This window comes from Paraburkholderia sp. D15, from assembly GCF_029910215.1.
Lineage (GTDB): Bacteria > Pseudomonadota > Gammaproteobacteria > Burkholderiales > Burkholderiaceae > Paraburkholderia.
This window is the reverse complement of the sequence record NZ_CP110396.1, coordinates 623,910-647,585: the sequence shown is the minus strand read 5'-3', so window position 1 is coordinate 647,585 and position 23,676 is coordinate 623,910. Positions and strand designations below refer to the sequence as shown.

The window sequence follows — 23,676 nt, the reverse complement described above, 5'->3', positions numbered from 1 at the left end:
TTGTGATCGAGTACCTGAAGAAGAGCAAGCCGCTCGAAGTACAGACGGAAATCGCCGCGCAAGTTCGCGGCACGGTCGAGAAAATCATCGCCGACGTCGCGGCGAACGGCGATGAAGCCGTGCGCGAGTACTCGCGTCGTTTCGACAAATGGGACCCCGCGTCGTTCCGGCTGACCGACGAGCAGATCGCGGCCTGCGTCGCGACGCTGTCCGAGCGCGAGATCGCCGACATCAAGTTTGCGCAGCAGCAGGTGCGCCGTTTTGCCGAGGTGCAGAAATCGGCGCTGAAGGACGTGGAAGTCGAAACGCTGCCGGGCGTGATTCTGGGTCACAAGAACGTGCCGGTGAATTCGGTGGGTTGCTATATCCCCGGCGGCAAATATCCGCTGCTGGCGTCGGCGCACATGAGTGTGCTGACGGCGAAGGTGGCCGGCGTGAAGCGCGTGGTCGCGGTCGCGCCGCCGTTCGACGGCAAGCCGCATCCGGCGATCATCACCGCGATGCATCTCGCGGGCGCCGACGAAATCTACTGCGTCGGCGGCGTGCAGGCGGTGGCGGCGCTTGCGTTGGGCACGGAACAATTCGCACCGGTCGACATGATCGTCGGACCGGGCAACGCGTACGTCGCCGAGGCGAAACGTCAGTTGTTCGGCAAGATCGGGATCGACCTGATCGCGGGACCGACGGAAACGCTGGTGATCGCCGACGAGTCGTGCGACGCCGAAATCGTCGCCGCGGATCTGCTGGGGCAGGCCGAGCACGGCGTCAATTCGCCGGCCGTATTCCTGACGAATTCGCGCGAACTGGCCGAGGCGTTGCCCGCGGAAATCGAGCGCCAGCTCGCGGTGCTGCCGACCGCTTCCGTCGCGTCGGTCGCGTGGAACGACTACGGCGAGATCATTCTGTGCGACACGCTCGACGAGATGATCGAGGAAGCCGATCGCATTGCGTCGGAACACGTTCAGGTGATGACGCGCGACCCGCTGTATTTCCTCGAACACATGACGAACTATGGCGCGCTGTTCCTCGGCGACCGGACCAACGTGTCGTATGGCGATAAGGTAATCGGCACCAATCACACGCTGCCGACCATGAAGTCCGCGCGTTACACCGGCGGCTTGTGGGTGGGCAAGTTCATCAAGACCTGCACGTATCAGCGCGTGCTGACCGACGAGGCTTCGGTGCTGGTCGGCGAGTACTGTTCGCGGCTTTGCGCAATGGAAGGGTTTGCCGGACATAAGGAACAGGCGGATATCCGCATTCGCCGGTTCGGCAAGCCGACGTAAATTGGTTCGACGGTTCAGCTGGCTCCATCTTCGGCACTCGCGAGAGTGCCGTTTTTTTTGTGCGCTGTGCACGGTGCACGGTGAATTGCGCACGGCGAATTGCGATGCAAAACGTCCGCGTGGGGCGAACGTATCGGGGACAACATTCATGACGCAACGGGTGCGTCGCTGTGCGCCACAAATAGATGAATTGCGAAATTGAGCCGCGTTTATTGGATTTCAATACTTCGACGCAAGTGAGGAGACACAGCGTACCGATTCTCCCGCGAGTCCACGCAAGCCACGCAGCTGGCAAGCGATATGTCCGGCAGAGCGAAGCGCAAGTCGTCGAGCACGCGCGCCGGAATGGTCCTCAATACAAATATCCAGCAGGGTGAATCAATGAAACGTCAGATTATCTCCGTCGTCGCGCTCGGCGCCGCTGCCTGCATGACCGGCGCGCATGCCCAGAGTTCGGTGACGCTTTACGGCGTCGTCGATACGGGCATCGCGTATATCCACAACAGCGGCGGCCAAAGCTCGCAGTGGAAGATGTCCTCCGGCAATCTGTCCGGCGATCAGTGGGGCCTCAAAGGCACGGAAGATCTCGGCGGCGGTCTGACGGCCAACTTCCAGCTCGAAAACGGTTTCGATCTCGGGTCCGGCCAGTTGTCGAACAACGGCCGCGAGTTCGGACGTCTGGCCTTCGTCGGACTGGGCAGCACGACCTTCGGTGCGGTGACGCTCGGCCGCCAGTACGATCCGATCACCGATCTGCTGCAGCCGCTGACCGCCGACAGCTACAGCGGTCTGTTCGCGACGCCCGGCGATGTCGACAACTACGACGACAGCGCGCGCTTCAACAACGCGGTCAAGTGGACGAGCCCGTCGTGGGGCGGTGTCGTCGTCGAAGCGATGTACGCGCTCGGCGGCGTCGCCGGCGCGACCGGTTCCGGACAGACGTGGTCGGCGGCTGCCGCGTACAACGGCGCCGCGCTGAGCGTCGCCGGCGGTTTCCTGCACGTCGATAACGGCAATGCGACGGTGACGACGCGCGGCACCAGCACGTCGGACAGTTTCTTCAACAGCTCGGTGAACGCGGCGTATGCGTCGGCGCGCTCGATCAACATCGCGCGCGTGGGCGGCCAGTACGTGATCGGTCCGGTGACGGCCGGCGCCGCGTACTCGTACACGCGTTACAGCGCGGACGCATCGTCGCTGTTCACCGGCGACGAGCACTTCCAGAACGGTTCGGTGTTCGCGAGCTGGATGATCACGCCCGCGTTCCAGTTGATCGGCGGCTACAACTACACGAAGTCCGGCGGCAATTCTTCCGCGACGTATCACCAGGCCAACCTCGGCGTCGACTATCTGCTGAGCAAGCGGACCGACGTCTACCTGACCGGCGCCTACACGCACGCCAACGGACAGAACGGCGCGGGCGATGCGCAGGCCGTCGTGGGTTCGTATGACGTCGATGCGGGCAAGCAATCGCAGTTGCTCGCGATCGTCGGCTTGCGTCACAAGTTTTGATGAGTTAGCAAAGCAGTGCGATCTTGGCGCCCACGACCTGCACCGGTCCTGGGCGTCCTTTTTGTCCGGATGCGTGCGTAGCGAAGAGCAGAAGAAAGCGCAAAAGGAAAGCGCAAAAAGCCGCTTCGTTTCCACAGACGATTCGACGTGTCGCTCGTCTCGAAGCCGCGTGCAGCGACATGACGCGGAGTGACGCAGGCCGCAGGTCGATGTGCGTCAGGTAAACCCTAGGGTAAACAGTGGCTTAGCCGTTGTTGACAGCAAAAATTTGAGCGTGGAATATAAGGCTTATACGTATAAGTGACGTGATGTGATTTCGCGTGCCGAACCGCTCGCGACGCGCATCGGAATATCAGTTGCAGTTCGATTCGTTCAGCTCTCACCGGGCGGACGTCGCAGGAGACTTAGATGAATGACCGTGCACCCCTCGACATTGGCCGGCAGGACGCCGACCTGTTGGAGAAATTCGGATACAAGCAGGAGCTTTCGCGTGGCATGTCGGGCTTCGGCAACTTCGCCGTGTCGTTCATGGCGATCGGGTTGTTCTGGGCGCTGGGCGCCAACATGCAGCAGGGCCTCGGTACGGCCGGTGCATTCGGCCTCACGGTGACGTGGCTGATCGGCGGCGGCCTCGCGTATGCGACCGCCGCCTCGCTGGGGGAAATCAGCTCGGCGATTCCCACGGCGGGCGGGCTGTATCACTGGTCGTCGGTGCTCGGCGGCCGGGCGTGGGGATGGGCGACCGCGTGGATCAACCTGATCGGCTATGTGTTCTCGGCGGGCGGCACGTCCGTTGCGTTTTACCTGCTGTTCAACCAGTTGATCCTGAACGGCATGCTGCATGTCGATACGTCGCATTGGGGTTACGGGCAGCAGGTGGCTGGCGTCGCGATCATCATGGCGAGCTGGGCGATTCTCAATCATGCCGGCGTGCGCACGCTCTCGTGGTTCGTCAATGTCGGCGCATACGTGACGTTTCTCGGCGCGCTCGCGCTGATCGGCGTGATGCTCTACAACATTCACCTCGCGAATCTCGCCCATCTGTTCAGCTTCACGAACAACACGGGCGATGCCGGCGGTGGCGTCGTGCCGCGTACCGAGAACGTGTTGCTGACCTTCGGTTACGCGTTGCTGTTGCCGATGTGGATCGTCACCAGTTACGACGCGGCCGCTCACGTCTCGGAGGAAACCGTCGATGCCGCGCGCGCGGTGCCGAGGGCGATGCGCAATTCCGTGATCCTCTCCGTGCTGATGGGTGCCGCGTTGCTGGTGCTCTTCTACATGGCGATGAGCGATCCGGCCGCCGTCGCGAAGAAAGGCGGCGACGGTTTTTCGATGCTGTTCGAACAGATCCAGGCGCCGGCCTTGCTCAAGGACGCCATCATCATTTCGCTGACGATCTCGGCATACGTGTGCGGTGCCAGTGCATTGACCGGTTTGTCGCGCGCGGTCTACTCGTTCGCCCGCGATCAGGGATTGCCGAAGTACTTCAGCCGCGTGTCGCCGCGTTTCCTCACACCCGTCACGGGCATCTGGGCGGGCGCCATCGCGGGCGTCGCGGTCACGCTGTATTCGTCGGCGTTCAATGCGCTCGTCGCGGGAACGGCGCTGTTCTATCAACTCGCTTACGGGATGGCGATCGGCGCCGCGATGTTCGCCCGCAATCGTACGTATGGGCCTTATCGCCTTGGCGTGCTGTCGAAACCGTACGGCGCGGTGGCGATCATCGGCGGGATTTTCATCATCTGGGTGGGACTGCAGCCGCCGACGGACATCCTCGTTCACTACTTCATCGGTTTCTTCGTGATTCTGGTGGTCGCGTGGTTCGGGCTGGAGAAGCGGCGCTTCCCTGGGCCGCCGGTCATGAACGCGACCTCGCGCGAGAGCGACGTCGCAAACGCGGGTTACACGCAGGTCGAGACCGCGCGATAAACGGAAATGCTGCAAGGCCGGGGGGCTTATTTGCCCGTTCCCGGCCTGTTTCCGTCATCGCGTGCGTGAATTCCATCAAGCTGAATTCCATCAAGCCTTAATCGAATCATTTCAATGCCGCCCGATCTAGCGCTGCACAAGAGTGCGTTTCGTAACCGGATCGCCGCGACGCGCGCGATCTTTCTCGTGGCGGGTTACGCGCGCGCATCGTGGGCGCCGCTCGTGCCGTTCGTCAAAGCCCGTATCGGTCTCGACGACGGTCAACTCGGCCTGCTGTTGCTGTGTCTAGGCGCGGGTTCGATGATCGCGATGCCGTTCACCGGCGGCCTCGCGGCGCGCTTCGGCTGTCGCGCGGTGATTGCCGTATCTGCCGCGCTGCTGTGCGCGGTGCTGCCGGCGCTGGCCCTGGTCGGCGACGTGCCCGCCGCGGTGTGCGCGCTGACGCTCTTCGGCATGGCGGCAGGTGTGATCGACGTGGCGATGAACATCCAGGCGATCGAAGTCGAACGCGACAGTGGCCGCTCGATCATGTCGGGCTTCCATGCGTTCTATAGCGTCGGCGGTATCGCCGGCGCCGCGGGCGCGAGTCTGCTGCTGACGCTGGGACGCTCGCAAGGCGCGTCGGTGACGCTGGCGGCGGCGTTGATCGCCGCGGCCTCGTGCTACGCCTATCCCGGCCTGATCGCCGAACCGCGCAGGAGTCAGACCACCTTGTTTGCCGTGCCGCGCGGCGTCGTGCTGGTGCTCAGCGTGTTCACGTTCATCGTGTTTCTGACCGAGAGCGCGGTGCTGGACTGGAGCGGCGTGTTTCTCACGGCCGAGCGCGGCATGCCGCACGCGTTCGCCGGTTACGGCTATGCCGCGTTCGCCGCCACCATGACCGCCGGCCGCTTGCTGGGTGACAGGATTGTCGAACGGCTGGGCAGGGTGCGCATCGTCGTAGGCGGGAGTTTGTGCGCGGCGGCCGGTTTTGCGATGGCGGCTTTTGCGGCTTCGTGGCCGGTGGATCTGTTCGGCTACGCGCTGGTCGGCGCCGGTTGTTCGAATATCGCGCCGGTGCTGTTCTCGTCGGTCGGCGAGCAGACGCGCATGCCGACGAATGCCGCTGTCGCGGCGATGACGACCGTCGGCTATTGCGGCATTTTCGTCGGGCCGGCGCTGATCGGCGCGATTGCACGCTATACGTCGCTCGCCGCCGCCTTTCTCTCGGTCGTCGCGATGCTGATTGCCATCGCGCTGTGCGCGGGCAGCATGCCGCGCGCGACGCCGGATCATTCATAGCCTCACAGGAGATTTGCCGTGCAACAAAGCAGGATCAAGGTGTCGATCATCGGTTATGGCTTCGTCACGCGTCACTTTCATCTGCCGCTGATATCCAGCGTGCCGGGTCTGCAAGTGGTGGCGATCGGCACGCAACGCCCCGATCAGGTCGATCTCGACGACGACGCCATCGCGGTCATGAGCCCCGAGCAGGCCGCCGTCGCGGAGTCCGTCGATCTGGTGATCGTCGCGAGCGTGAACGAAAGCCACTACCGCTTCGCGAAGCTTGCGCTCGAAGCGGGCAAGCACGTGGTGGTGGAGAAGCCGTTTACGCCGACGCTCGGCGAGGCGAGAGAGCTGGCGGCCCTGGCCGCGCGCGTGGGCAAGCATCTCGCCGTATTCCAGAACCGCCGCTGGGACAGCGACTATCTGACGGTGCGCAATGCGATCCGTCACGAAGATCTCGGCGATATCGTCCATTTCGAATCGCACATCGACCGCTATGCGCCGGAGGTGCCGCGCGCCTGGCGCGAGGAGCCCGTGCCGGCGGGCGGCACGTGGTTCGATCTCGGACCGCATGTCGCCGATCAGGCGTTGCTGCAATTCGGTTTGCCGGAGTCCGTCACGGCGTCGTTCGCGCAGCAGCGCGATGGCGCGCGAACCGACGACTGGTTCACGGTGGTTCTGGGCTACGGCCGCCTGCGTGTCGTTCTGCGCGGCGCGCAACTCGTGCCGGGATTCGGCATGCGTTTCATCGTGCACGGTACGAAGCGCTCGCTGCTGAAACAGGCCCAGGACATTCAGGAACAGCAGTTGATCGCGGGCCTGCTGCCGGATAACCCGGCGTATGGCGTGGACCCGGATAAGGCCCACGTGTACGACCCGCGCAGCCATGCGGGCGAGCGGCGTGCGATACCGGCGACGCGCGGCGACCAGTCGCAGTTTTACGTGCAACTGGAAAGCGCGCTGCGCGGCGCGGGACCGAATCCGGTCACGCCCGCCGAAGCGGTCGTGCTGATCGCGCTGCTGGAAGCGGCAGCCATGTCGGCCGCCGAAGGCCGCACGACGACCCTGGCGCTCACGCAGGACGAACGCGCGGCGTTCGAGCGCGACCGGCGCACGCACGGATAAATCGGAGCATCGGCTTCCCGCCTGTTCATCAACGCGAGACGGGGGGAAGCCGGAAATAGAAAACGGACGGGTTTTGCAATGGTCGACTATATCGTGGTGGGTGGCGGATCGACGGGGTGCGTGATCGCGTCCCGCCTGAGCGAAGACAGCAGTGCGACGGTCACGCTGCTCGAAGAGGGGCCGCGCGACCGGAGCCCTTACATTCATATTCCCGGCGCGTACTACAAGACGGCCCAGGGGCCGTTGCTGAAGCGCATTCCGTGGGAACCGACGGCGGACCAGCATCGCACCGGCACGCCGACGATGGTGCAGGCGAGCGTGCTCGGCGGCGGCAGTTCGGTGAACGCGATGATCTATATTCGCGGCGTGCCCTCCGATTACGATCAGTGGCGCGATTCAGGCGCGGCAGGCTGGGGTTACGACGACGTGCTGCCTTATTTCCGGAAGGCGGAAGACAACGAACGCTTCTGCAACGATGCGCACGGGGTGGGCGGTCCATTGGGCGTGTCCGATATCGACCGCATTCATCCGTTGACGAAAGCATGGCTGAAAGCCTGTCAGCAGGCCGGCCTGCCCTACAACGAAGACTTCAACTCCGGCGACCCGGCCGGCTGCGGGCTCTATCAGATCACCGCGCGGGACGGCAGACGAAGCAGTTCGGCGGTGGCCTATCTTCACCCTGTCGAAGGCCGAAGCAATCTCACCGTACGCACTGGCGTACGCGTGACGAGGATTCTGATCGAACGGGGCCGCGCGGTCGGCGTGGAGTACGTCGAGAAGGGCAAGCTCAAACAATTGCGCGCGCAACGGGAAGTCATTCTCTGCGCCGGCGCGATCAATTCGCCGAAGCTGTTGATGCTGTCGGGCATTGGACCGAAAGACGAACTGGAAAAGCACGGGATCGACATTCACGCCGAACTGAACGGTGTCGGCAAGAATTTGCAGGATCACATCGAAATCTCGCTCGTGTACCAGCTCAAGGGACCGCATAGCTACGACAAGTACAAGAAGCTGCGCTGGAAGGCGATGGCGGGTCTGGAGTACCTGCTGTTCAATAGCGGACCCGCGGCGTCGAATCTGATCGAGGGCGGCGCGTTCTGGTGGGGCAATGCCGAGGAATTGACACCCGACATCCAGTACTTTCTAGTTGTCGGCGCGGGGATCGAGGAGGGCGTCGACGGCGTGCCCGGCGGTAACGGCTGCACCGTCAATCTCGGGCAGATCCGGCCACGCTCGCGTGGCTTCGTGGCACTGAACAGCCGCGATCCGCTCGACGTCCCGCGCGTCGCGCCGATGTATTTCAGCGATCCGTACGATCTCGACGCAGTGGCCGAGGGTTGCGCGAAGGCCATGGACATCATGGATCAGCCGGCCATTCGCAAATATATCGAGCGGCGCTTCGTGCCGTTTCAACCGGTGCTCGATCGCGACGAAATCCGCCGCTTCTGTCAGCAGGAGGCGCACGCCGCGCTGCATCCCGCTGGTACCTGCCGGATGGGCACCGACGATGCGGCGGTCGTGGACGCGCAATTGCGCGTGCGCGGCATCGACGGTCTACGGGTGGCGGATGCGTCGATCATGCCGAATCTGATTTCGGGCAATCCGAACTCGGTGTGCATCATGATCGGCGAGAAGGCTGCGGATCTGATTCGCGGCAAGGGGATTCAGGCGGGAGGAAAAGCGGGAGGACAAGCGGGCGCCGGACAAACGAGTGGCGGGGTGGTCGATAACGTGATCAGCCTGGTCTGATCGACTTAAGCTCTCCGTTCCTTCGAACGGAGAGCTTTCGCACAGACGCTGAAATCAGAACTGAAATCAGCTGTTCTTCGCGGCCGCGGCCAGCTTCTTGACGGCATCGGCCGATGTCATCGAAGGCGTATTGACGAATTGCGTGACCACGTCGACGTACGCCGCACGGATATCGCGTTCGAGTGCCGCGTTTTCGATAAACGACGGCAGTACTTCGCCCGCCTTGTTGCCGGCGGTGCGGTCGGCAAAGTTGATCTTCGCGCAGTCGTCGAATTTATCCTGCGGCACATCCACGCGCGGAGGCAGCGAACCCTTGCGCAGGTTGAAGTTCTCCTGCACGTCGACGTCCATCACCGTATTGGCCAGCAAGGCCTGATTCGCCTGTGCCGCCGGGTAGGGCTGCTTGAAGAACGCGAACGAATCCAGCACCCAGATGAAGGCGTGACCGCTGCCCGGCGTGGCGGAACAAACGAAATCGACGCCGGGCTTCTTGCCCGCGCGCAGGAACTCGCCCTTCGCCCAGTCCGCGTGAATCTGCATGCCGGCCTTGCCGTCGATCACCATCTGCGTGGCGACGTTCCAGTCGCGGCCCGCACGGTTCGGATCGGTATAGCCGATGATCTTGCGCAGCTCGTCGAAGACCTTCACCATCGTCGGGCTCTGAACGGCGGCCGGATCGTGTTCGATGATGGCCTTCTTGTAGAACGCCGGGCCGCCCATGCCGATCACGAGATCGCTGAAGATTTCCGCTTCCTGCCAGTCTTCACCGCCGAGCGCCACCGGAATGATGCCGTCCTTCTTCATCTTCTCGGCGAGTGCGTTGAACTCGTCCCACGTGGTCGGCACCTTGCCGCCGTACTTCTGCAGGATCTTCTTGTTGATCCAGAACATGTTCTCGCGGTGCTCGTCCATCGGTACGCCGTACCACGTGCCCTTGTACTTCAGATAAGGCAGCAGTTCCGGCGTGACGAGATGATCCCAGTTGCCCGCCTTCGCGTAGCTATCCAGATTCGCGAGTTCGTTCTGCTCGGCGTACGAGAACAGCAGTTGGGGCTGCGCCTGCGCGGCGGCCGGTGCATTGCCGGCGGCGAGTCGCGCCTGAAGCGCCTGCTGCTGGTTCGCGCCGTCGTCGCCGGCGATCGCGCTGTCTTTCCAGCCCACGCCTTTCTTCTGCAGACCGTCCTTGAGCGCCTGCAATGCATACGACTCGCTGCTCGACGTCCACTGGTGCACCACTTCGACCTGGCGGGTTTGCGCGGCCGCGATGCCGCTGATCGCGATGCTCGTTATCGCGGATGCGACGACACGCGCCAACACTTGCCCCTGCTTCAATTTCATTTTCACAGCACATTCTCCTCATGGGTTTCGATACTCGTCGCCGGTTCTCACGACTGCGGGTGAGTCACGCGCAGTTCCGAGTATTCGAGGGCAAATTAACGTGCGCAATTTCGCTATCTGGCGTTTTGCGACGCGAACTGACGCGCGTCGAGCGTCGATGTGCTTCCTCGTAAACCGGCGAAAAAAGTGCGTCGTTTTGCGTCTTCGATCGATGCGGCTGCGAAATTGCCATGGGCGTTCCGGATGGTCACAATCGCAGCCAGCAGGCCGGCCCGCATGGCGCGGATCAGCTACGCAAATGATTCGTTGCAAACGAGAGGAACTGGAGATGACTGAAAAGGAAAACGCACTCGTTCTCCACGCCACCGTCGCGAAGTATTCGAACCTGCTGACCGATATCGAGATCATGCGAACGGCAGGCTTCGACGGCGTGGAGTTGTCCTGCACCAAGATCGAGAGCTATCTCGACGCGGGCTATTCGAACGACGATCTGAGGAAACTGCTCGCGGACGTCTACGTGCCGGGCATGGGCTTTCTGATCGACATCGAACGGCAGGGCGAACAGACCGAAGCGCTGTGGCGCCGCGCGCGGACCATTTTCAGCCTCGCGGCGGCCGCCGGTGCAAAGGGCGTGCAGGTGCTGACCGGTCCGGTGGACGTGCGGGCGGTCATCGAGTGGACCGCGACGGGCCGCACGGATCGCTACGCGGGTGTGCTCGGTTACACGGAAGACGAACAGATCGCACTGACCGCGAGCAATCTCGCCGTGCTGGCCGATATGGCTCGGGAAGCAGGTTTGTTGCTGTACCTCGAAACGCTTTCGTGGTCGCCGGTGAACGGGCTGGACAAGTCGATTCGTTTGATCGACCGTGCGGAGCGCGAGAACGTCAAGATCGTGATCGACTATTGGCATTGTCATACGTCGGGCGTGACACCTGACGACGTCGCCAGGCTCGACCGCAATCTGATCTACGGCGTGCACGTGTGCGACTCGCTACGTTTCGACGGCGGCATTCCGGACGAGGTGGTGCTCAGGGACGTGCCGACCGGCGAGGGCGTGCTCGATCTTCAGCACTGGACCGACGCGGTGAAGGCCACCGGCTACAAAGGCTGGTGGAGTTGCGAATTGTTCTGCCGGCGGCAACAGCAACAGAACGGCTATCGCGTCGCGAGCGAATTGAAGGCATTGATGGAGTCGCTGATCCCGCCGCGACACGTCGTGCTATGAAAATCGCTCACGTGGCACTCTGGACGTCGGATCTGGACCGGGCGTGCCGTTTCTATCGCGAGACGTTCGGGGCCGAGATCGGCGATCCGTATCGCAGCAGCACGACGCCGGGCTTCATGTCGCGTTTCGCGCGGTTCTCCGACGGTCCAGCCATCGAACTGATGTACCTGCCGGAACTGGCGGCGCCCGAGGTGGCGGCAAGCTCTCCTGCAGCGCGTTCGGAGAAACGGCCGCGCATCGGCTGGGCGCATCTGGCGATTTCCCTCGGCAACGAGGACGCGGTGCGCGCCATGGCGACGCAGATGGCGTCCAAAGGCACCCTGGTGTCCGCACCGCGCTGGACAGGGGACGGTTATTTCGAAGCCGTCATTCGCGACCCGGACGGCAATCTGATCGAGGTGACCATCTAGACGTTCAGCCTCATCGCGTGAGCCGCGCCGGGCGTCGGGGCTCAGCGCACGCAACCCGCCCCGTCGCAACTGTGGCGCGATGTTACCGAACTATGTCGATTACGCCGCTGGTCGCGCTTAGGCGGGAACCGGACAATGCATGGCATCGATTCACTCAAACCGGAGCCTTGCATGTCCCCAGTCTCAGCCGTGCCCGCCGCCGACAGCGCTGCCGCGCTCGCTCACTTCAGTGCATCCCTGGCGTTCGAAACCGATTGCGCCGACGTCCACGCGGCGATGACGGGCGACGACCCGAACGCATTCGATTTCGTTCTGCTCGACGTGCGCAGTCCCGCCCATTTCGCGCGCGGTCATGTGCCGGGCGCCATCAATCTGTTGCGTGGCAAGATCGTCGCGTCGAAGCTCGCCGCCTATCCGCCCGACACGCTTTTCGTCACCTATTGCGCGGGTCCGCACTGCAACGGCGCGACGCGTGCGGCTATCGTGCTCGCGCAGCTCGGCCGTCCGGTGAAGGTGATGATCGGTGGCGTCACCGGCTGGCTCGACGAGGGTTACGACCTCGTGACGGGTGAGTGACAGCGGGGGAGTATCCAGACAAGCGCCAGACAAGCGCCAGATAAGTGCCGAGCCAGGACGACGACGTATCGGACATGGATAAAACCCCGCGCGCATGCCAGAATTCCGCACGCTGCGAATGAGAGGCAGCGCCTTGCGCGCATCGATCCGGGCTGCCGCCCGTGGCGCGTTCAACCGAGGGGGAATCCAGCATGACATCTTCGTCGTCCGGTCCGGACAAGGCTCGCGTCGTTACCCATACCGATGTTCATGTGCCGCGCGAATTGCCGGCTGCGGCACAGCAGACGCCGTACGAGGCCATGCAACATTCGACAGGCATCCTGTTTCAGAACGCGGTGTCGTCGCAACAGCAACAGAACTCGCTCGAGCAGGCGGCTGCCAATCAAGGCGTGATGCAGATTTACAGCGTCGATACGACAGCCGCCGGCGAAGGCGCGCATGTGGACGTGACGACCGCGCTGTATCTCGCATCGCCGCGCACGAGACAATGCGTTGAATTGGCCTGCGCGGGGCCGTCGGGGCTTCGCGCCTCGCGGGAACCCAAGGCGCTGGCGCTGTTTTGCCATGCGCACGCGGGCAGCGGTTTCGAAACGATCGGCGCGAGGGAGCTGGCATCGCATGCCCATGCGGACGGTGCGTTCACCCGCTGGTCGGACGACGATGCCGACCGGCAATATAAGGCGCTCACCGGCGCCGAACCACCGTCGTACGGTTAAGCCGATCAGCAAACAATACGCTACATTCCGGGCCGGGTGAACCGCCCGGACGCCCGCTCATGATTCACGAGTCACCTGTCACGACGCATGGCGCGATCGCGATACTCCGGTAACATCGCGCCATGCACAATCATCTCGTCGTCGCGCTGGCTTACGACCGGCTCTGCACCTTCGAATTCGGCTGCGTGACCGAACTGTTCGCGCTCGAACGTCCCGAGCTCGGCGTCGAGTGGTATCGCTTCGCCGTGTGCGCGATCGAGCCCGGTCCGATCCGTGCGGCCGGCGGCATCACCGTGGCCGCGCCTTATACGCCGAGGATGCTGGCGCGCGCGGACACCATCGTCATTCCCGGCTGGCGCGACGCGGACGAAGTGCCGCCGCCCGCGCTGCTGAAAAAAATCCGCGCCGCCTACGAGCGCGGCGCGCGGCTCTGTTCGATCTGTTCCGGCGTGTTCGTGCTGGCCGCCGCGGGCGTGCTCGACGGCAAGACCGTCACGACCCACTGGCGCTACGCGGAGAAGCTTCAGCAGCGCTATCCGCACGTGCGTGTGCAGGCGGACGCGCTGTATGTGGACGAAGGGCAGATCATCACGTCGGCGGGATCGGCGGCGGGGTTGGACATGCTGCTGCATCTGGTGCGGCGCGATCACGGCGGCGCGGTCGCCAACCGGGTCGCGCAGCGGCTCGTGGTGCCGCCGCATCGCGAGGGCGGTCAGGCGCAGTTCGTGCCGCGGCCGATGCCGCCGGACGAGGACGGACGCGTCGCGCGGCTGATGGACTGGGTGCGCGCGCATCCGGCCTTGCCGCATACCTTGCGCTCGCTGGCCGAGCGGGCGGCCATGAGCCCGCGTACGCTGCAACGGCAGTTTCACGACGCGACCGGCATGGCGCCTTACGAATGGCTTGTGCGCGAACGCGTCGCGATGGCCCGCGAACTACTCGAGGCGCCGACACCGTTGTCCATGTCGCGTGTCGCGGCGCTGGCGGGCTTCGGCTCCGAGGAGTCGTTGCGGCGGCATTTCCGGCGCATCGCGTTGACGAGTCCCGCCGCGTATCGCAAGAAGTTCGGCGCGGCCTAGCACAAACCGGCGCGTCGCGAGCCTATCCGCAACAGGTTCGCGCAATCGACATTTTTCTGTCAGCATCGTGGCGAGTGCTCGCGCCGCTACGCCAGCCGTGGTTTATGTGCAGTGCATAGCGCGGACGCTTGCACGCAGTCGTGCAACGCAACGCAACGGATTTTCGAAACGCGTCGTTTGAACGCGTCATGGCCACCGTCCCGTCACTTCCAATGAACGTCAAAACCGTCTTCGCTGCTGTCGTCGTGGTCGCATCAGCCGGGGTGACCGCGCTCGCGCCGGGCATCGTCGCGGCGCAGATACCTGGTCAACCGACCCAGGCCCAGCCGACCCAGGCCCAACGCGGCGAAACGCGCGCCGAACTGTACCGCCGTGCGCTGCTGGCGGGCAAGGAGGTGCCGTGCCGCACCAATGCGTCCTGCGCGGCGCTGGGCGTCGCGGCGCTCGAAGCGGGCCGCGTCAAGGAAGCGCAGACGCTCGTCGCGATGGAAGGCGCACTCGCCGAGGCGACCACGATGCAGGCCGACGAGGAGAACTCGCCAAAGGCCAGCAGTTCGGCGCGGGCCCGCGTGGCGATGGCGTACGTGCATCAGGGCGACGTGCAGGCGAAGCTGGGCCAGTTGTCCGACGCGCGCGCGTCGTATCGCACGGCGGTAAGCCGCGGCGACGATTACCCGAACGACGTGCTGCTCGGCCGCGCCGTGAATGCCGCGCGCGAACGGCTCGCGGCGATCGCGGGCAAGGACGTGGTGCAGGGCGTGCCGCCGGGTGGCGCGCATTTCGTCCACTACCTGAACTTCGACGCATGGAACAGCATTGCGATGAAGCCGGTGAAAGGGCGGCACGGCGTGTACCGGATCGACGGCGATTTCATGCATCCCACCGTCGGCGACGATGGACAACCCGGCGCGAGCACCGGCAACGTGTCGGCCTATGTGCGTTTCCACGACGGCGTGGCGCGCGTGCCGGTGCCCGACACCGGCAGCGATGCACCGCTGGAGGCGACCGCGAAGATCGGCAATCTCACGCCTTATGAGCGGCACGACGACCGATGCCTGCTCGAATTCCGGCTCTCCGCGCCGGATACGCTCGACGTGCTCACGCATGGATCGGTAACGGCCTGCGGATTCGGTGTCAACGTGACTGCCGACGGGCGCTACTATCTGGTTTCCGGTTTCTGAGCGAAGCGACGTGATGTGACGTGGTGCGCGCCACGTCGTGTCGTGTCATGTCGTGCCACGTCGTCAGTATCGGTCAGTATCGGCATCGAAGTCGGCACAGCGTTTACCGATCCACTCCTCCGAGCAGAACGCCCAACCATGCAAAACATCCTCGACTATCCCGTGCTCGTGTTCATCGTGTCGTTCATCGCGATGTGGCTGGCGGCGCGCATCGGCGCGGCGTTGTTGCGGCGCTTCAGAAAGATCGAGGAAGATGCCCGCGAGGATTTCGGCGTGATTCAGGCCGCCACGCTGACGCTGCTGGCGCTCATCATCGGCTTTACGTTTTCGATGGCGGTGGGGCGTTACGATCAGCGCAAGAACTACGAGGAAGAGGAAGCGAACGCGATCGGCACCGAATACGTGCGCGCGGATCTGTTGCCGGCTGCCGATGCCGCCGCCGTGCGCGGTTTGCTGAAAACGTATCTCGACGAGCGCATCGATTTCTATGTGACGCGCGACGATCAGCAACTCGCGCGCGTCAATCTCGAGACCGAACGCCTGCAGAATGCGATGTGGTCGGCGGTGAAGAACGCGGCGAGCGCGCAGCCCACGCCGGTGGTCGCGCTGGCGGTCGCCGGCATGAACGACGTGCTGAACACGCAGGGCTATACGCAGGCCGCGTGGTGGAATCGCATTCCGTACGCCGCGTGGGCGCTGATGGCCCTGATGGCCGTCTGCGCGAATCTGCTGGTCGGCTACGGCGCGCGCGGCCTGAAGTCCGGCGCCGGGTTGCTGCTGATCGTGCCGCTGGTGGTGTCGCTGTCGTTTACGCTGATCGCGGATATCGACAGTCCGCGCGGCGGCGTGATTCGCGTGAAGCCGTTGAACCTGCATGCGCTCGCGGATTCGATCCGTCCGCGTTGAGAATCGCCGAGGCATCCTGACGCACCGAAACATTGAAGAAGCAACGCAGTTATCAAGAGGAACCCGATGTCCGACATCGTCAAGATCATCGCCGGCTTCAATGCCGGCCGCGACCCCGAACGGCTCGCGATGAAGTACCGTGCCATGCGCACGTCGCCGTTCGTGTTTCTGCGCGGTACCTGTCATCTTTTCTACGCGCGCCTGCCGCGCGATAAAGTGCTCGACGAGGCGCCGCCAGTGTGGATTTGCGGCGACATGCATCTGGAAAATTTCGGCAGCTACAAGGGCGACAATCGCCTCGTCTATTTCGACAACAACGATTTCGACGAAGCCTGCCTCGCACCCAATCTCTATGAGCTCGCGCGTCTTTTGACCAGCGTGCTGGTCGGCGCGAGCGATCTCAAGCTGAGCCGCGCGCAGGCCCTCGCGCTCTGTCATACCGCGCTCGATGCGTACGGCGCGGCGCTCGCATTCGGCAAGGCGCGCTGGATCGAAGGGCAGACGTCCGTCGGCATGGTGCGCGATCTGTTCGATGCGCTCGCGAGCCGGCCGCGTGCCGCTTACCTGGACCGGCGCACCGTGCTGAAGGGCAAGACCCGCGTGCTCAAGGTGGACGGCAAGAAGGCGCTGCCCGTGAGCGACGAACAGCGTGCGGCGGTCACGGCGTTCATGAACCAGTTCGCGGCGAGTCAGCCCAATCCGGCGTTCTATCGCATCCTCGATGTCGCGCGGCGCATTGCCGGCACCGGCAGTCTCGGCGTGGATCGTTACGTGATGCTGGTGGAGGGCAAGGGTTCGCCGGACGGCAATTTCCTGATCGATCTGAAAGAAGCGCTGCCTTCGTCGGTCACGCCGCACGTGCGCACGCCGCAGCCGACATGGCACAGCGAGGCGCAACGCGTCGTCGATGTGCAGCGGCGCAATCAGGCGGTATCGCAAGCGTTTCTGCACGCGGTCGATTTCAATCAGCGTTCCTATGTACTGCGCAGTCTGCAGCCCTCGGAAGACCGCGTCGCGCTCAGTGACTGGAACGGCGACCTGCCGCGTCTCGAAGCCGTCATCAACAGCATGGCCGAGTTGAGCGCGTGGGCGCATCTGCGTAGCGGCGGACGCCAGCATTCGTCGATCGCGGACGAACTGATCGCGTTCGGCAATCGCCGCGACTGGCAGTTGCCGTTGATCGAACTGGCGACCCAATGCGAGGCCCAGGTCGCCGCCGACTGGGCCGCGTACTGCGAGGCCTACGATCGCGGCGAGTTCGACGCCGCCGCGCAGCATAGCGCCGCGCATGCCCGCCGCGCTCCAGACAAACCCTGATTGCTGCGCGGATTGCCGCGCTGATATCGTTCGCTGGACCGGTGTGGAAGCGCTTCCACTGCGTTTTCACCACGCTTTCGCTACTCGCCCGACCGCCCGGCGCCCGGGCGCCGTGCTTTCCGCCGTACCCGGTTCAACGACCTCAGCGCAGGAGAATCCGTGGCACACGACGCATCCGCTGTATCCGCTCCCTCCGGCTCATCCGCCGCTCAATCGACCGCCGATCCCTTCACGCCGCCCGCGGACTCGTCGCTGTGGCGCAAGGATTTTCTGCTCGGCGCCGCCACCGCGTCGTATCAGATCGAAGGCGCCGTGCACGAGGACGGCCGCCTGCCATCGATCTGGGACACCTTTTCGGCAACGCCCGGCAAGGTGCTCGCCGGCGACACCGGCGCTGTCGCGTGCGACCACTATCACCGCTGGCGCGAAGACGTGGACATGCTGGCCGGCCTCGGTCTGGAAGCCTACCGGCTGTCGATCGCATGGCCGCGCGTGATGGACGCGGCCGGCGCGCCGAACCGCAAGGGCCTCGACTTCTACAAGCGCCTGCTCGCGCATCTGAAAGAGCAGGGCATCACCACCTCCGTCACGCTGTATCACTGGGATCTGCCGCAGCATCTGGAAGATCGCGGCGGCTGGCTGAATCGCGATACCGCGTACCGCTTCGCCGATTACGCGGACCTGATGAGCCGCGAGCTGGCCGGCAGCGTCGACGCCTGGGCGACGCTCAACGAGCCGTGGTGTTCCGCGTATCTCGGCTACGGCAACGGCCACCACGCGCCGGGTCTCGCCGACGGCCGCTTCGCGACGCAGGCGATGCACCATCTGCTGCTCGCGCACGGTCTCGCGGTGCCGGTATTGCGCGCGAACGATCCCGCTTCGTTGAAGGGCATCGTCGCCAACATGGGGCGCGGCACGCCGAACACGGAGAGCCGCGAGGATCGCCGCGCGGCGCATCTGTTCGAAGTGCAGCACAACGCATGGATACTCGATCCGCTGCTCAAGGGCGAGTATCCGCGCGATCTGTTCGACCTGTGGCCGGGGACCGAGCCGCTGGTGCTCGACGGCGACATGCGGACCATCAGCGCGCCGCTCGACTTCCTCGGCGTCAACTATTACTTCCGCACCAATGTCGAGAGCGACGGCGCGCAGGGTTTCAGGGAAGTGCCGTTGGCCGGCGTGGAGCGCACGCAGATGGGCTGGGAGGTCCACCCGGACGGTTTGCGCGATCTGCTAGTTGGCTTCAGGCAGACGTACGCGAACCTGCCGCCGATCTACATCACCGAAAACGGCATGGCGTCCGACGACAAGGTGACCGACGGCCAGGTCGACGACACCCAGCGCATCGCCTTCCTCAAGCGCCATCTTGCCGCCGTCGATCAGGCGATCAAGGCGGGCGTGGACGTGCGCGGCTACTTCCTGTGGTCGCTGATGGACAACTTCGAGTGGGCGTTCGGTTACGAGCGGCGCTTCGGCATCGTGCACGTCGACTATGCGACGCAGAAACGCACGCTCAAACGCAGCGCGCAACTGGTGGCGAAGTTTTTGAAGGAGCGCAACGCGCGTTCTTCATGACAGGGTCACCGGTCGCGGCGATAAGAACGATGGCGAGCGGGTAGAAAGGCAGTCAGCGCTGGTTTGTATGTCGACTTGGAAACATGGGAGACGGAATGAACAGCAGAAAAATGGCCCTGCGAGGTGTGGTGGCGGCACTGGCGCTGTATGGCGTCGTCGCGCATGCGGACCCCTTGAAGGCCAACGTGATTCACTGGTGGACCTCGGGCGGCGAGTCGGCCGCGATTCGCCAGTTCGCCGATGCGTATAACAAGGCCGGTGGCCAATGGATCGACAACGCGGTGGCGGGCGCCGATCAGGCGCGCTCCACCGCGATCAACCGGATCGTCGGCGGCGATCCGCCCACGGCCGCGCAGTTCAATACGTCGAAGCAGTTTCACGACCTGATCGATCAGGGTCTGCTGAACAATGTCGACGAGGTCGCCGCGAAGGAAAACTGGAACGGCGTGTTTCCGCCGTCCATTCTCGACAGCATCCGCGTGAAGGGGCATTACTACGCGGCGCCCGTCGACATTCACATGCCCGCCTGGTTCTTCTACTCGAAGCCCGTGTTCCAGAAGGCCGGCATTGCCGCCGAGCCGAAGAACTACGACGAGTTCCTCGCCGATCTCGCGAAGCTCAAGTCGGCGGGCGTGATTCCGCTCGCGCTGGGCGGCCAGCCATGGCAGGAGAAGATCACGTTCGACGCGGTGTTCGCCGACGTCGGCGGTCCCGACCTTTATCTGAAGGTGTATCGCGACCGCGACATGAACGCGGTGAAGTCCGACGCCTTCAAAAAGGTGCTGGCCGCGTTCAAGCGGCTGCACGATTTCGTCGATGCGGGCTCGCCCGGGCGCAACTGGAACGACGCGACCGCGCTGGTGATTTCCGGCAAGGCGGGTGTGCAGATCATGGGCGACTGGGCCAAGGGCGAGTTCTCGGCGGCCAACCAGGTCGCGGGCAAGGACTTCGGCTGCTTCCCCGGCTTCGGCCCGCATTCGCCGTATCTGGTAGCAGGCGACGTCTTCGTGTTTCCGAAGACGGATAATCCCACCGCGATCAAGGCGCAGAATCTGCTGGCCACGGTGATGACCTCGCCGTCCGCGCAGGTCGCGTTCAGCGCGAAGAAAGGCTCGATTCCGATTCGTCCCGACGTGGACGCCAGCAGTCTCGACATCTGCGCGAAGGAGGGCATCGCGATCATGAAGGACAAATCGCGTCAGTTGCCGAATCCGGAAATGCTGCTGTCGCCGGATACGCAGGGCGCGTTGATCGACGTCATCACCAACTTCTGGAACAAGAACCAGTCGGTCGACGACGCGCAGAAAGCCTTTGCCAGCGCGCTGAAGAGCTAGGGGCGCGAGATGCATGCGCTCAAGGCGTCCGGCGGCGCGGCGAAAGACGCGGCGCGCGCGCGGGATTCGGCCGCGCGCAGGCGGCAGCACGGCCGGCCGCAAAGGAAGCCGCTCGGCAAGCGGTTTTCCGTCGCAGCCTGGCTTGCGTTGCTGCCGATGATCCTGACCGTCGTGTGCGCGTATCTCGGCACGATGGTCTGGACCGCGCGCGTGTCGTTGAGCAATTCGCGCACGTTTCCGTCCGGCGATTTCGCGGGGTTCACGCAATACGTGCGGCTCTTCAATAACGACCGCTGGCTGCTGTCGCTGCAGAACATCGTGATCTACGGCGCGTGCTTCATCGTCGCGTGCATGGCGATCGGTTTGCTGCTGGCGATTTTCATCGATCAGCGGGTGGTGGCGGAGGGCGTGCTGCGCACGGTGTTTCTCTATCCGTATGCGATGTCGTTCGTGGCGACCGGGCTCGTCTGGCAGTGGATCCTGAATCCCGAACTCGGCGCGCAGGCCGTGCTGCACAAGCTCGGCTTCGCGCACGCACGCTTCGACTGGATCGTCGATCAGGACTGGGTGATCTACACGATCGTGATCGCCACCGTCTGGCAGGCCTCGGGGCTGGTGATGGCCTTGCTGCTCGCGGGCCTGCGCGGCATCGACGACGAGTTGTGGAAGGCTGCGCGCATCGACGGCATTCCGCGTTGGCGCGTCTATGCGAGCATCGTCGTGCCGATGTTGGGGCCGTCGATGTCCACGGCCTTCGTGCTGCTGTTCGTGATGGTCGTGAAGCTCTACGACGCGGTGGTCGCGATGACGCAAGGCGGTCCCGGCACCGCCAGCGAAGTGCCGGCCAAGTTCATCATGGACTATCTGTTCGGGCGCGCGAACATCGGCCTCGCGTCGGCGGCGTCGATCGTGTTGCTCGCCACCGTGCTGGCGATTCTCGCGCCGTTCTTCTATGCCCGCAACCGCGCGGCCTTACGCAAGGATAGGTGATGAATACGGTCAGTTCTCCGCTGAAGGGCGGCGCGCCCGTGCCTGGCCGCGCGCGGCCGCGCCGGCGTCGTGCGGTCTTCTCGCCGGCGCGCCTCGGCGTCTACGCGTTTCTGCTGAGCGCCGCACTGTTTTTCCTGTTGCCGCTGTACGTGATGCTGGTGACCTCGGTGAAGCCGATGAGCGAGATCCGGCTCGGCAATCTGCTCGCGTTTCCCGCGCATTTCACGCTGCAGCCCTGGCGCGCCGCATGGCAGTCCGCCTGCACCGGGCTCGATTGCAACGGCATCCGCGTCGGCTTCTGGAACTCGGTGCGCATCGTGGTGCCGAGCACGGTGCTGTCGATCGCGATCGGCGCGGTGAACGGCTACGCGCTGTCGTTCTGGCGTCCGCGCGGCGCGGGGCTACTGTTCGGCGTGCTGCTGATGGGCGCGTTCATCCCCGTGCAGGTGATGGTCTATCCGCTCGTGCGGGTGCTGGCCAGCGTGCATCTGTTCAGCTCCCTGCCCGGCATCGTGGTGATCCACACGATCTTCGGCATGCCGGTGATGACGCTGCTGTTCCGCAACTACTATGCGTCGATTCCGCAGGAGCTGTTCAAGGCCGCGCGCATCGACGGCGGCGGTTTCTGGCGCATCTTCGCGCAACTGATGCTGCCCATGTCGACGCCGATCATCGTGGTGGCCGTCATCATGCAGGTGACGGGCATCTGGAACGACTTCATTCTCGGCCTCGTCTTCGCCGGCACCAAAAACCTGCCGATGACGGTGCAACTGAACAACATCATCAACACGACGACCGGCGAGCGGCTCTATAACGTCAACATGGCGGCGACCATTCTGACGTCGATGGTGCCGCTCGCGGTGTACTTCGTGTCGGGCCGCTGGTTCGTGCGCGGCATCGCATCCGGCGCGGTGAAGGGGTAATGGGCATGGCAACGACGAATCTGACGGCGAGCGCGGGCGGCATGACGCATGCGGAGGATAACGAAGGCGCGGCGGACAGGACGGGCGCGGCCGGTCTGACGAATCCGGCCAACGTGGCGGTACGCAATCTGACGATCCGTCTGGGCGCGAACACCGTGATCGACAACCTCGATCTCGACGTGCGCGCCGGCGAATTCGTGGTGCTGCTCGGGCCCTCGGGTTGCGGCAAGTCCACCTTGCTGCACAGCATCGCCGGACTGATCGACGTGAGCGACGGCAGCATCGAAATTGCCGGCGAGGATATGACGTGGGCCGATCCGAAAGATCGCCGCATCGCACTGGTGTTCCAGTCGTATGCGCTGTATCCGACCATGAGCGTGGAGCGTAATCTGTCGTTCGCGTTGCGGATCAACGGCACGCCGAAAGCGGAGATCGCGCGGCGCGTGGCGCGTGCGTCCGACATGCTGCAACTCGGGCCGCTGCTCAAGCGCAAACCGGCGCAACTCTCGGGCGGCCAGCGGCAACGCGTGGCGATTGGCCGAGCGATCGTGCGCGAAGCCGACGTGTTCCTGTTCGACGAACCGCTGTCCAATCTCGACGCCAAACTGCGTACCGAACTGCGCCGCGAACTCAAGCAACTGCATCAGCGTCTCGGCGCGACGATGATCTATGTGACCCACGACCAGGTCGAGGCAATGACCCTGGCGACGCGCATGGCGGTGATGCGCGGCGGCGTGATCCAGCAGTTCGGCACGCCCGCCGAAGTCTATGCGCGACCGGACAATCTGTTCGTCGCGACCTTCCTCGGCACGCCGGCGATGAATCTGCTCAAGGGCACGCTGGAAACGCGCGACGCTGCCGTCTATTTCTGCACGCCGCAATGGCGTCTCGACGTGTCCCATTACGCGTTCAGGCAACCGCCGGCGCGGGGCGCCGCCTGCGTGCTCGGCGTGCGCGCCGAAGACGTGAAGATCGGCGAAGGGATGAGCGAGCGGGCGAAAGTTTCGCTGGTGGAGCCGATGGGCAACCACCGCGTCATCTGGCTCGACTATCATGGAGTGCAGGTCGCTTCGATCGATCAGGGCAGGAGGCCGGTGGAGACCGGCGATACCGTGGCGTTTTCGTTCGCCGGGGACCATGTCTCGCTGTTCGACGAAGCAGGAGGAGAGCGCCTGTAACGCAACTGCGGCGAAACTGCGGCACGACCGCGGCGCAACCGTATGACGATGTGTG

At 64.1% G+C, this 23,676-nt stretch carries 20 protein-coding genes; 19 read left to right on the top strand and 1 reads right to left on the bottom strand.

The genetic code is table 11. The features are described from left to right. Positions 1-2 precede the first annotated feature (2 nt). The 6 genes from hisD to LFL96_RS22615 all read left to right on the top strand — a co-directional run bounded on the left by hisD (position 3) and on the right by LFL96_RS22615 (position 8,870). Positions 3-1,286, top strand: a complete 1,284-nt coding sequence (gene hisD, locus LFL96_RS22640) for a histidinol dehydrogenase (RefSeq protein ID WP_281002934.1) — start codon at positions 3-5, stop codon at positions 1,284-1,286. A 381-nt stretch (positions 1,287-1,667) separates the two neighbouring features. After that, complete coding sequence (locus tag LFL96_RS22635; RefSeq protein WP_281002933.1) at positions 1,668-2,798, top strand: porin; 1,131 nt, start codon at positions 1,668-1,670, stop codon at positions 2,796-2,798. Between the two features lie 408 nt (positions 2,799-3,206). Further along, positions 3,207-4,730, top strand: coding sequence for an amino acid permease (locus LFL96_RS22630; protein WP_281002932.1), 1,524 nt, complete (start codon positions 3,207-3,209; stop codon positions 4,728-4,730). Between the two features lie 114 nt (positions 4,731-4,844). Beyond that, positions 4,845-6,011, top strand: coding sequence for an MFS transporter (locus tag LFL96_RS22625; protein WP_281002931.1), 1,167 nt, complete (start codon positions 4,845-4,847; stop codon positions 6,009-6,011). Between the two features lie 18 nt (positions 6,012-6,029). After that, entirely contained in the window at positions 6,030-7,121 is a 1,092-nt protein-coding gene (locus LFL96_RS22620; protein WP_281002930.1) for a Gfo/Idh/MocA family oxidoreductase, read from the top strand. Positions 7,122-7,199: 78 nt separating this feature from the next. After that, complete coding sequence (locus tag LFL96_RS22615) at positions 7,200-8,870, top strand: GMC family oxidoreductase N-terminal domain-containing protein (RefSeq protein WP_281002929.1); 1,671 nt, start codon at positions 7,200-7,202, stop codon at positions 8,868-8,870. Between the two features lie 66 nt (positions 8,871-8,936). On the opposite strand, the gene LFL96_RS22610 is transcribed toward LFL96_RS22615, so the two are convergent. Beyond that, positions 8,937-10,208, bottom strand: coding sequence for an ABC transporter substrate-binding protein (locus LFL96_RS22610; protein WP_281003836.1), 1,272 nt, complete (start codon positions 10,206-10,208; stop codon positions 8,937-8,939). A 328-nt stretch (positions 10,209-10,536) separates the two neighbouring features. Here LFL96_RS22610 and LFL96_RS22605 point away from each other — a divergent pair, with 328 nt between their 5' ends. From LFL96_RS22605 to LFL96_RS22545, 13 genes are all read left to right on the top strand, one after another. After that, positions 10,537-11,436 (top strand): sugar phosphate isomerase/epimerase family protein, encoded by a 900-nt coding sequence (locus LFL96_RS22605; RefSeq protein ID WP_281002928.1) that lies wholly within the window; start codon positions 10,537-10,539, stop codon positions 11,434-11,436. Further along, complete coding sequence (locus tag LFL96_RS22600) at positions 11,433-11,846, top strand: VOC family protein (protein ID WP_281002927.1); 414 nt, start codon at positions 11,433-11,435, stop codon at positions 11,844-11,846. The genes LFL96_RS22605 and LFL96_RS22600 overlap by 4 nt, the downstream gene beginning before the upstream one ends. Before the next feature lie 171 nt (positions 11,847-12,017). Further along, on the top strand, positions 12,018-12,422 hold the full coding sequence (locus LFL96_RS22595; protein ID WP_281002926.1) for a rhodanese-like domain-containing protein: 405 nt from the start codon (positions 12,018-12,020) through the stop codon (positions 12,420-12,422). A gap of 191 nt (positions 12,423-12,613) precedes the next feature. Next, a complete protein-coding gene (locus LFL96_RS22590) occupies positions 12,614-13,138 on the top strand; it encodes a RebB family R body protein (RefSeq protein WP_281002925.1) in 525 nt (174 codons plus the stop codon). 122 nt (positions 13,139-13,260) lie between these two features. Then, a complete protein-coding gene (gene ftrA, locus LFL96_RS22585; protein ID WP_281002924.1) occupies positions 13,261-14,217 on the top strand; it encodes a transcriptional regulator FtrA in 957 nt (318 codons plus the stop codon). Between the two features lie 212 nt (positions 14,218-14,429). Beyond that, on the top strand, positions 14,430-15,398 hold the full coding sequence (locus LFL96_RS22580) for a hypothetical protein (protein WP_281002923.1): 969 nt from the start codon (positions 14,430-14,432) through the stop codon (positions 15,396-15,398). A gap of 138 nt (positions 15,399-15,536) precedes the next feature. Next, complete coding sequence (locus tag LFL96_RS22575; protein ID WP_281002922.1) at positions 15,537-16,304, top strand: hypothetical protein; 768 nt, start codon at positions 15,537-15,539, stop codon at positions 16,302-16,304. Between the two features lie 66 nt (positions 16,305-16,370). After that, positions 16,371-17,621 (top strand): DUF2252 domain-containing protein, encoded by a 1,251-nt coding sequence (locus LFL96_RS22570; protein ID WP_281002921.1) that lies wholly within the window; start codon positions 16,371-16,373, stop codon positions 17,619-17,621. A 159-nt stretch (positions 17,622-17,780) separates the two neighbouring features. Then, entirely contained in the window at positions 17,781-19,196 is a 1,416-nt protein-coding gene (locus tag LFL96_RS22565) for a GH1 family beta-glucosidase (RefSeq protein WP_281002920.1), read from the top strand. A gap of 95 nt (positions 19,197-19,291) precedes the next feature. Further along, a complete protein-coding gene (locus LFL96_RS22560) occupies positions 19,292-20,530 on the top strand; it encodes an ABC transporter substrate-binding protein (RefSeq protein WP_281002919.1) in 1,239 nt (412 codons plus the stop codon). A gap of 156 nt (positions 20,531-20,686) precedes the next feature. Then, complete coding sequence (locus LFL96_RS22555) at positions 20,687-21,520, top strand: sugar ABC transporter permease (protein WP_281003835.1); 834 nt, start codon at positions 20,687-20,689, stop codon at positions 21,518-21,520. Beyond that, complete coding sequence (locus LFL96_RS22550) at positions 21,520-22,443, top strand: carbohydrate ABC transporter permease (protein ID WP_281002918.1); 924 nt, start codon at positions 21,520-21,522, stop codon at positions 22,441-22,443. Before LFL96_RS22555 ends, LFL96_RS22550 begins: the two co-directional genes overlap by 1 nt. 41 nt (positions 22,444-22,484) lie before the next feature. Continuing rightward, positions 22,485-23,621, top strand: coding sequence for an ABC transporter ATP-binding protein (locus LFL96_RS22545; protein ID WP_281003834.1), 1,137 nt, complete (start codon positions 22,485-22,487; stop codon positions 23,619-23,621). Positions 23,622-23,676: the final 55 nt, after the last annotated feature.